The sequence below is a fragment of the Microcoleus sp. T3_D1 genome (genome assembly GCF_036700405.1).
Taxonomy (GTDB): Bacteria; Cyanobacteriota; Cyanobacteriia; order Cyanobacteriales; family Microcoleaceae; genus Microcoleus.
The window spans coordinates 1-1178 of record NZ_JAUBOV010000209.1; the positions used below are offsets into that span (position 1 = coordinate 1).

1 protein-coding gene is annotated in these 1178 nt (G+C 38.6%); it reads left to right on the forward strand.

Annotated features, from left to right (window positions below; all coding sequences use genetic code 11):
* Positions 1–80 precede the first annotated feature (80 nt).
* Positions 81–1127: an IS630 family transposase gene (locus QT992_RS33425; RefSeq protein WP_333341059.1), complete on the forward strand. Its 1047-nt coding sequence runs from the start codon at positions 81–83 to the stop codon at positions 1125–1127.
* The last annotated feature ends 51 nt before the right edge of the window (positions 1128–1178 follow it).

The window sequence follows — 1178 nt, forward strand, 5'->3', positions numbered from 1 at the left end:
TAAGTAGGTCGGCGCAAAAAAACCGAACTATGTTAAGATAAGTAAACAAAAAGAATATATCTACTGAGGTAACTCAATATATGGGCGCTAGATTAAGGGTATTCCTGACTCAAGAGCAAGACAAAACTCTATTAAAACTGAGAACTGCTGCTGTACCACAAAAAGTCAAAGATAGAGCAGAAGTAATTAGATTAAATGCACATGGCTGGTACGTTGAAAAAATAGCTGCTCATTTTAACTGGACTCCACAAACAGTGAGAGAGGTTTTACATAAATGGTCTAATCTAGGCATGGAAGGGCTTTGGGAGTTGCCTGGTCGAGGGGCAAAGCAAACGTGGAAAGAGGAAGATATAGAGTTTTTAAAAGAATGCCTCAAAAACGAATCACGTACATATAACAGTCTTCAATTAGTCCAGAAATTAGAAAAAGAACGTTCTGTTAAACTAAGTGCCGATCGATTAAGACGGATACTTAAAAAAAAAAGGTTTATTTGGAAACGAGCGAGAAAAAGTCACAAAAAAAAACAAGACCCGATAGTACAAGAAACGAAGCAATCTGACTTAGATATGTTGCAATTAGAGGCAGAGGCGGGAGGAATTGACTTAAAGTATCTAGATGAATCAGGGTTTTGTATGTGGAGTGAGCCCGGTTATACTTATTACCCAATAGGTGAGCAAAAACGGTTAGAACAAACGAAACGGCGTGGTCGTAGACTAAGTATTATCGGACTTCTTCAACCTGACATAAGTTTTGTCTACGGTTTAGTAATTGGGGGTGTCGATCGAAAAGCTTATATCAAAATGATGGAACGAGAAGCCCAGGAAGCTGCTGAAATTGGACGACCGAGAGTAATCGTACAAGACAATGGCCCAATACACCGATGCAAAGAAGTCCAAGAGTTATGGCCGCATTGGGAAAAGCAAGGTTTATATATCTTCTTTTTGCCCAAGTATTGTTCGGAAATGAACCCCATTGAATTGGAGTGGCAACACATTAAGAAAGATGAGTTAGCAGGACAAATGTTTGATGATGAATTAGAACTAGCCTATGCCGTAATTCATGGAGTAGAAGTTAGAGGACAAAGGGGAAATTACACTACGCAACGTCTTAAGTTTAACTCCAATTAGGTAACTTAATATTTTGTTACATAGATTGGTTTTTTCCCGCCTACCTACTTA

Bases quoted from the DNA above. Each gene is read 5' to 3' on its own strand.
- QT992_RS33425 (WP_333341059.1), top strand. From the start codon at position 81: ATGGGCGCTAGATTAAGGGTATTCCTGACTCAAGAGCAAGACAAAACT.